6 protein-coding genes are annotated in these 7,153 nt (G+C 72.3%); 4 read left to right on the top strand and 2 right to left on the bottom strand.

Features of this window, described 5'->3' with window-relative positions; all coding sequences use genetic code 11:
* Nucleotides 1–1,780: glycosyltransferase family 2 protein (locus AWZ10_RS16220; protein ID WP_159058285.1), on the bottom strand; the 1,780-nt coding region annotated here is incomplete at its 3' end.
* Between the two features lie 205 nt (nucleotides 1,781–1,985).
* Nucleotides 1,986–2,249 (bottom strand): WhiB family transcriptional regulator, encoded by a 264-nt coding sequence (locus tag AWZ10_RS16215; RefSeq protein WP_003975777.1) that lies wholly within the window; start codon nucleotides 2,247–2,249, stop codon nucleotides 1,986–1,988.
* A 718-nt stretch (nucleotides 2,250–2,967) separates the two neighbouring features.
* Between AWZ10_RS16215 and AWZ10_RS16210 the strand changes: the two genes are divergently transcribed.
* The 4 genes from AWZ10_RS16210 (at nucleotide 2,968) to AWZ10_RS16195 (ending at nucleotide 7,039) form a co-directional block, all read left to right on the top strand.
* A complete protein-coding gene (locus AWZ10_RS16210; RefSeq protein WP_046706362.1) occupies nucleotides 2,968–3,465 on the top strand; it encodes a cysteine dioxygenase in 498 nt (165 codons plus the stop codon).
* A 74-nt stretch (nucleotides 3,466–3,539) separates the two neighbouring features.
* On the top strand, nucleotides 3,540–4,499 hold the full coding sequence (cofD, locus tag AWZ10_RS16205) for a 2-phospho-L-lactate transferase (protein WP_060891413.1): 960 nt from the start codon (nucleotides 3,540–3,542) through the stop codon (nucleotides 4,497–4,499).
* An 11-nt stretch (nucleotides 4,500–4,510) separates the two neighbouring features.
* On the top strand, nucleotides 4,511–5,824 hold the full coding sequence (locus tag AWZ10_RS16200; protein ID WP_079076826.1) for a coenzyme F420-0:L-glutamate ligase: 1,314 nt from the start codon (nucleotides 4,511–4,513) through the stop codon (nucleotides 5,822–5,824).
* 213 nt (nucleotides 5,825–6,037) lie between these two features.
* A complete protein-coding gene (locus AWZ10_RS16195) occupies nucleotides 6,038–7,039 on the top strand; it encodes a DNA-3-methyladenine glycosylase family protein (protein ID WP_060891411.1) in 1,002 nt (333 codons plus the stop codon).
* Nucleotides 7,040–7,153 lie beyond the last annotated feature (114 nt).

The following is a 7,153-nucleotide window of genomic DNA, read 5'->3' as shown; positions in this document are numbered from 1 at the left end:
CCGCGCGGGCGATGAGGGGCAGCAGGATCGCGAGGACGGCGGTGCCGATGCGGCCGGTCGCGAGCGCGCCGGTGACGGCGGGCAGGAAGGCGTACACGACGGCCGCCCAGGCGCGCAGCAGCCGGGACTCGACCAGGGAGCGCGAGGCGAAGTACGCGGTGAACCCGGCCAGGGGCACGGACGCCACGAGGAGCACGGTGACCGCGAGCCCGGCTGAGCCGAACAGCAGGGAGGCGAGCATGGCCACGATCGCCAGGTACGGCGGCGCGGCCTCGGCGCCGCCCGCGCCGACCGGGTGCCAGCCGTCCAGGTAGCGCGACCACAGCTCGGCGGAGTCGGCGGGGGCGGGCAGCAGGGTGCCGCCCGCGAGCGCGCCGCCACCGAGCAGTTCACGGCAGGCGACGAGCGAGGCGAGCAGCAGGAGCGCGAAGAGCACGGGCCCGGGAGCACGCGCGATGCGCTTGAGCCGGGCGAACTGCTCGACCTGCAGGAAGTCGGCGTCGTCGTCGCCGGGCCCCGACTCGACCGCGCCGCCGTGCCGTCCGGCCTGGGAGGCCTCGGCGTCGGAGGTGCCGAACAGATCGCCCGCGACCTGTTCGACGGTGGCCCGGACGGTCGCGCCGGGTGGCGGGAACAGCGGGCGCAGCTCGCCCTTGTCCAGCTGTGAGCGGCCTCGCCTGCGCCTCCCGGCGATGATCCGCTCGGGTCTCAGCAGCACGCTCAGCAGGCCGCGGATCTCGTCGACGGCCTGTCCGGGGACCTTGCCCACGAGGTAGGCGACGGTCCTGAGCACCGTGCCCAGGACGATGCGCAGCAGCACCCAGGGCAGTTGTGCCGTACGGGAGTTGACGAGGAGGGTGTAGATCGCGCCCGCCTTGTCGACCATGTGCGGGGAGGCGGCGCCGCGGCCCGCGCAGTCGACGGTGCGGCGCTCGCGCGAGGACGCCTCGGCGTGCCGTACGACGGCTTCGGGGGCGACGAGGACACGGTGCCCGGCGGTGGTGGCGCGCCAGCACAGGTCGACGTCGTCACGCATGAGGGGCAGGCGCCGGTCGAAGCCGCCCAGCTCCTCGAAGACGTCGCGGCGGATCAGCATGCCGGCGGTGGACACGGCGAGGCTGGGCTTGACGTGGTCGTGCTGGCCCTGGTCCTGTTCGCGGCGGTCCAGGCCGGTCCAGCGGCGGCCGGAGTTGGCGATGGTGACGCCGACCTCCAGGAGCTGACGGCGGTCGTACCAGCCGCGCAGCTTGGGGCCGACGACGGCGACGTCGTCCCGGCCCAGCTCGCGTTCGTTCTCCACGACCCGCAGCATCTGGGCGAGGGCGTCGGGCTCGGGGGCGCAGTCGTCGTGCAGCAGCCACAGCCACTGGACCGGTTCCCCGTGGGGGAGTTCCGGCATGTCGTACGCGTCGTCGCGCCAGCTGCGGGTGACCGGGTCCCAGCCACTGGGGCGCCGCAGGTACGTCAGGTCGTCCGGGGTGAGCACGCCCGCGGTGCGGTTGGCCTCCTCGACGGCCTGGCCGAAACCGGTCCGTCGGGCGAGGTGCAGGACGCGGTCCGCGCCGAGGGCGTCGGAGAGGAGCTGGGCGGAGTCGTCCGCGCTGCCGGTGTCGGCCGCCATGGCGCTCTGCACGGGGCGCTCCTGGCCGAGCAGCCCGGCGAGCGCGTCGGGCAGCCAGCGGGCGCCGTCGTGCGCGACGAGGACCGCGGTCACCACGTGACGGGGGAACTCAGGAGTGGCAGCGTCTTGGTGGGCTGAGGTGTGGCTGTGCACGGACATCGAGGTACGGGCCCCGGTTCGATGGACTGCGGTGGACGTCTGTTGTGTCCGGCGGGGACAGCGGGACGTCTCGGACGAGGGCCCACACTAACGGCTGAGCAGCACAGCGGCCCGCCGCCTGTGGACAACCCACGTGCGACGGGCCGTACGTGTTCGGTTGTTCCTGTTCGACTGCTCCGGGACGGGTCGGATGTTCCGGCTCGGGTCAGACGGCTGCCTTCTTGAGGCGGCGGCGCTCGCGCTCCGACAGGCCGCCCCAGATACCGAACCGCTCGTCGTTGGCGAGGGCGTACTCAAGGCATTCGGAGCGGACCTCGCAGGCGAGACAGACCTTCTTGGCCTCGCGGGTCGAGCCGCCCTTCTCGGGGAAGAAGGACTCGGGATCGGTCTGGGCGCACAGCGCGCGCTCCTGCCAGCCGAGTTCTTCGTCCGCGTCGTCGACCAGCAGTTGCTGCACGAGCTCGGTCATGTGCGCCCCTCGTCCGTCTTTCGCGTCCCCGTCGTGCGGCCGTTACCGATTTCGGCTGAACGACACGAGTGAAATTACAAGTGTGCTGCTACGGGCGAGTCAAGCCGAGATCTGCTATTGAGCCCCTTATTCACTCTGCGGAACCAAGGCTTTGCGGAAAGTGTTCAAATCGGCATAAACCATGACAGCAGCCTGACGGCAGGCGGGAGTTCCGGGTGGGGGCCTCCTTCCCTTACGAGGAAGGACGCCCAGGAGTTCGATCTCGTTCCGACTCGTTCGAGCCGACTCGCTCCGGACGCACCCGCGACCCTCCACACACGCGCCGACGGCTTGCCCGGTTGGACGCCATGTCTCCCCGACACCTCACGCACAAACCTTTCGCCGCGCGGATGCACCGAAAGAGATGAATCGGCATCCACATACCGGACGTGAAGTTGACAGCGGAGGTGTGAACCGCTGTGCTTGTGGGCATGCTCGCGAACTTGGCACTCACCTCGACCCGCTCCGCCGGGTCCCTCGGTGCTGCTCGCTGTAGCTGTTGCTGTTGCCGTTCCAGCTGTTGAGCCTCACGCGCTCCGGCTGCCACTGAGCCCGACCCGGCTCGGCCGCTGTTCCCATCGACCCGGAAACGGGCACCCGCACCGCCCGCGACCCGGGCGGACGGTACGCCACACCCCGCCCTCCCCCACGCACTCTCCGTCGAGGACCTCCCCACTTCATGAACAGCGACAGCGACCTCCAGATCGCCGGCGACCTTCTCGAAGTACCGCACCTCCTCCAGGCGCCGCGCCAACACCCCGTCACCGTGGCCGAGTTCGCCGGACTGGCCCGTTCCCTCGCCGACGACCGCTCCCGGTGGGAGCACCTCGTCGAGTACGACGCGACCACGCGCTGGTACCACCGGCTGCTGACCGGTCCCGGGTACGAGGTGTGGCTGCTGTCCTGGGTGCCGGGGCAGGGCACCGGACTGCACGACCATGGGGGCTCCTCCGGCGTACTGACGGTGCTCGACGGCACGCTGACCGAGCGCACCGACCGGGGCACGCGCGTGCTCGGCGCGGGCGCGCAGCGCGTGTTCGCGCCGGGTTACGCGCACGAGGTCGTCAACGACACGCTGGAACCGGCCATCAGTCTGCACGTCTACTACCCGGGGCTGACGGACATGCCGATGCACGCGAAGGCCTGCGCGGCGGGGGTGGCGACCGTCACGGCCTGACCGGGACCGTGGGAAACCGGCCGTGGTCGCGGGCGGGCGACCCGTTGTCGTACCCGCCTGCGAGACTTGCCCCCATGCGCATTGTGGTTCTGGCAGGCGGCATCGGTGGTGCCCGGTTCCTGCGTGGTCTGAAGCGGGCCGTGCCGGACGCGGACATCACGGTCATCGGCAACACCGGGGACGACATCCACCTCTTCGGGCTGAAGGTCTGCCCGGACCTCGACACGGTGATGTACACGCTCGGCGGCGGCATCAACGAGGAGCAGGGCTGGGGCCGGGCCGACGAGACCTTCCATCTCAAGGAGGAGCTCGCGGCGTACGGCGTCGGGCCCGAGTGGTTCGGACTCGGCGACCGGGACTTCGCCACGCACATCGTGCGGACGCAGATGATCAGTGCCGGGTTTCCGCTGAGCGCGGTCACGGAGGCGCTGTGCGACCGGTGGAAGCCGGGCGTGCGGCTCATCCCGATGACCGACGACCGCGTCGAGACCCATGTCGCCGTCGAGCAGGACGGCGAGCGCAGGGCGATCCACTTCCAGGAGTACTGGGTGCGGCTGCGGGCCTCCGTGCCGGCCGAGGCGATCGTGCCGGTCGGCGCCGAGCAGGCGAAGCCGGCGCCCGGGGTCCTGGAGGCCATCGCCGAGGCGGACGTGATCCTCTTCCCGCCGTCCAACCCCGTCGTCTCCGTCGGCACCATCCTCGCCGTGCCCGGCGTCCGGGAGGCGATCGCCGAGGCCGGGGTGCCGGTCGTGGGCCTCTCCCCCATCGTCGGTGACGCGCCCGTGCGCGGTATGGCGGACAAGGTCCTCGCCGCCGTCGGCGTCGAGTCGACGGCCGCGGCCGTCGCCGAGCACTACGGCTCCGGACTGCTCGACGGCTGGCTCGTCGACACCGTCGACGCGGGCGTCACCGAGCGCGTCGAGACCGCCGGGATACGGTGCCGGGCCGTGCCGCTGATGATGACCGACCTGGACGCGACGACGACGATGGCCCGCGAGGCGCTGGCCCTGGCGGAGGAGGTGCGGGGAGCGTGAGCGAGGAGAACATGGGCGAGGTGCCGCCCGGTCCCGGGTACCGGGTCTGGGCCCTGGCCGGCATCCCCGAGGTGCAGGAGGGGGACGACCTCGCCAAGCTGATCGCCGCGGCCGAGCCGGGGCTGGTCGACGGGGACGTGTTGCTCGTCACCTCCAAGATCGTGTCCAAGGCGGAGGGGCGGCTCGTCGAGGCGGCCGACCGGGAGGCCGCGATCGACGCCGAGACCGTGCGGGTGGTGGCGCGGCGCGGAGCGTTGCGGATCGTGGAGAACAGGCAGGGCCTGGTGATGGCCGCCGCCGGGGTCGACGCCTCCAACACACCCTCCGGGACCGTGCTGTTGCTGCCCGAGGACCCCGACACCTCCGCGCGGGCGATCCGGGACGGCATCAGGGACACGCTCGGCGTCGAGGTCGGGGTCGTCGTCACCGACACGTTCGGGCGACCCTGGCGCAGCGGGCTGACGGATGTCGCCATCGGGGCGGCCGGCGTGCGGGTCCTCGACGACCTGCGGGGCGGCACCGACGCGCACGGCAATCCGCTCGGCGCGACCGTCGTCGCCACCGCCGACGAACTGGCCGGCGCCGGTGACCTGGTGAAGGGCAAGGCCGCCGGGCTGCCCGTCGCCGTCGTCCGGGGGCTGGGGCATGTCGTGGCCGAGGACGACGGCGAGGGGACGCGGACCCTGGTCCGGGGGGCACGGGACGACATGTTCCGGCTCGGCACCTCCGAGGCCGTACGGCTGGCCGTGACCCAGCGGCGTACGGTCCGGGCGTTCACGGACGAGCCCGTCGACCCCGGAGCGGTGCGACGGGCCGTGGCCGCCGCCGTGACGGCGCCGGCGCCGCATCACACGACGCCGTGGCGGTTCGTGCTGCTGGAGTCCGAGGAGTCGCGGGTGCGCCTGCTCGACGCCATGCGGGACGCGTGGATCGCGGATCTGCGGCGGGACGGCAAGAGCGAGGAGTCCGTCGCGAAGCGGGTGCGGCGCGGGGACGTACTGCGCGCCGCGCCGTATCTGGTGGTGCCGTGTCTGGTGATGGACGGGGCGCACTCCTACGGGGACGCGCGGCGGGACGCGGCCGAGCGGGAGATGTTCGTGGTCGCGGCCGGGGCCGGGGTGCAGAACTTCCTCGTCGCGCTGGCCGGGGAACGGCTCGGGTCCGCGTGGGTGTCCTCGACGATGTTCTGCCGGGATGTCGTGCGGGAGGTGCTGGGGCTGCCGGAGGGGTGGGATCCGATGGGGGCCGTGGCTGTGGGGCATGCGGCCGGGTCGCCTCCGGCTCGGGGCGAGCGGGATGCGGAGGCCTTTGTCGAGGTGCGGTGAGGTGGGGGTGGGTTGGTGCGGCTGGTGCAGTTGGTGCAGTTGGTGCGCCTACGGTTCGAGGGTGGTTGGGGTCGGTGGGCGGGAGCGGGTTCGTTGTGGTTGCTCGCGCAGTTCCCCGCGCCCCTGAAGCGTCATGGGCGCCTAGGCTCATAAGGCAGCGCTCTCGCACTGCACCACTCTCATAGACCGCCGCATCACTTCTAGGACCTCTTCGTGGCCGGACGTTTCCCTCAGCGGCCCACTCGTACGACTGTGCGGGGTGGGCAGGTCGTCGTGCCTGGTGGGGTGCCTCGGCAGGCCGCCGCGGCGGGGAAGCGGCGGACCTGGGTGCCGGAGGGTGCGCTCGATCCGGGGCTCGTGCTGGGGCCGCTTCGGCGGGGGCCCGGGGATCCGACCTTCCGGGCGACGCCGGACGGGTCCGTGTGGCGGGCCAGTCATACGCCGACGGGGGCCGGGACTCTGCGGGTCGCCGTGCGGAACGGGGTCGTCGAGGCGGAGGCGTGGGGTCCCGGGGGTGAGTGGCTGCTCGACCGGGTGCCTTCGCTGCTCGGGGCGTCGGACGAGCCGGAGGTCTTCGTGCCTCGGCACCGGGTCGTGGCGATGGCCTGGCGGCGGCGTCCGGGGTTGCGGCTGACGCGGACCGGGCTGGTGCTGGAGTCGTTGATCCCGTCGGTGCTGGAGCAGAAGGTCACGACGGACGAGGCGTATCGGGCGTGGCGGTTGCTCGTACGGAAGTTCGGGGAGCCGGCGCCGGGGCCCGTTCCGCCGGGGATGTTCGTGATGCCCACGGCTCGGGAGTGGGCGTTGATTCCGTCCTGGGAGTGGCATCGGGCCGGGGTCGACGACAAGCGGGCGTCGACGATCCTTCGGGCGGTGCGGGTGGCGGGGCGACTGGAGGAGGCCGTGGGGATGTCTCCGGTGGATGCGCAGGCGCGGCTGGAGTTGGTGCCGGGGATCGGGCCGTGGACCTCGGCGGAGACCGTGCAGCGCAGTCATGGGGCGGCGGATGCGGTGACCGTGGGGGATCTGCATCTGCCGGGGATCGTCGGGTTCGCGTTGGCGGGGGATCGGGATGCGGACGACTCGGTGATGTTGGCGTTGCTGGAGCCGTATGCGGGGCAGCGGCATCGGGCGGCTCGGTTGATTCTGTTGTCGGGGAGGGTGCCGGCTCGGCGGGCGCCGCGGATGCCTCGCGGGGACATCGGGCGGTTGTAGGTCGCCCCCGCCGCCCCTACCCGTCCCGTCCCCAGGGGCTGCGCCCCTTCGACCCCCCACTGCGGGTCCGGTGGGGCTTCTCGCGCAGTTCCCCGCGCCCCTAGAGGGCCGCAG

The organism is Streptomyces europaeiscabiei, from assembly GCF_001550375.1.
GTDB classification, from domain to species: domain Bacteria; phylum Actinomycetota; class Actinomycetes; order Streptomycetales; family Streptomycetaceae; genus Streptomyces; species Streptomyces europaeiscabiei.
Note: the sequence above shows the minus strand (reverse complement) of the source record. Positions and strands in the feature narration are given on the sequence as shown.